The sequence below is a fragment of the Microcoleus sp. Pol12A5 genome (genome assembly GCF_036701435.1).
Taxonomy (GTDB): Bacteria; Cyanobacteriota; Cyanobacteriia; order Cyanobacteriales; family Microcoleaceae; genus Microcoleus.
The window spans coordinates 1-1,147 of the sequence record NZ_JAUBQU010000312.1 but is presented as its reverse complement, the minus strand read 5'-3'; the positions used below and the strand labels follow the sequence as shown (position 1 = coordinate 1,147).

1 protein-coding gene is annotated in these 1,147 nt (G+C 42.2%); it reads left to right on the top strand.

What is annotated here, in order from left to right; all coding sequences use genetic code 11:
- Positions 1-1,147: tetratricopeptide repeat protein (locus QUA45_RS28940; RefSeq protein ID WP_333223397.1), on the top strand; the 1,147-nt coding region annotated here is incomplete at both ends.

The following is a 1,147-nucleotide window of genomic DNA, read 5'->3' as shown; positions in this document are numbered from 1 at the left end:
ATTCCCTAAAATCGGCTGATTTAGAGGCGAGTGTTCTGAGAAATTTGGGATTAGTTTACTATGCCCAAAAAGAGTATAAAAAGGCAGTTGAATATCAAGAGCAAAGTTTAGCGATCGCTAAACAGCAGCGCGATCGCCGAGGCGAAGCTCTTGCTTTGAGCAATTTGGGATTAGTACACTATTCCCTAACCGATTATGTCAAAGCAATTGATGATCAGAAACAAAGTTTAGCGATCGCCTCAGCACTGGGCGATCGCTTCGTTCAAGGTCGTGCTCTAGAGAATTTAGGAATTGCTTACTATGCTGTCAAAAATTATCGTCAAGCGATTGAGTCTCACCAACAAAGTTTAGCCATTGCCAGAGAACTGAGCGATCGCCACGCAGAAGGTCGCGCGCTCACAAATTTAGGTGACGCTTTATACAAAGCAAAGCAACCAGCAGAAGCTATCAAAGCTTTATTTTCAGCCATTGAAATTTGGGAATCTCTGCGGTCAAATTTAGAAAATAACGACCTCAATTTAGTTTCAATTTTTGAAACCCAAGAAACAAGTTATAGTACGTTGCAAGAAGTGCTTGCGAATCAAAATCAGCATAATAAAGCGCTAGAAATAACAGAACGGGGTCGGGCGCAAGCTTTTGTGAGATTATTGACCAACCGTTTTTCTTCCCAGTCAGCACGGGCTACCCTAAAGTCATCGGAAAGTCAAATAAAACCGCTCAACATCCAGGAAATTCAGCAAATCGCTCAACAACAAAATTCCACTTTAGTTTCTTACTCGATTATCAAAGAAGTCGTAGAAGCTGATGGTCAAAGAAAGCTGCAAGATTCAGAACTTTATATCTGGGTAATGCAGCCGACTGGAAAAATAGACTTTCGTCGCATCAGTTTGAAAGGTTTGGTTGAGGAAAAAACTTCATTACAAGCCTTGATTACTCAAGGTCGTTGCTTCATTCCCAGTTGCCTGCGAAACAAGCAGCGCTCCCAACCAGCTACAGATCCGACCCAAACCCGGCCTATTGTCGAGCAACGATTTTTAAACCCGTCATTGCAAGAGCTTTATCAACTACTGATCGAACCAATTGCTGACCTTCTACCTCAAGATCCAGCGTCGCGAATTACCTTTATTCCTCATGAATCTTTGTTCTT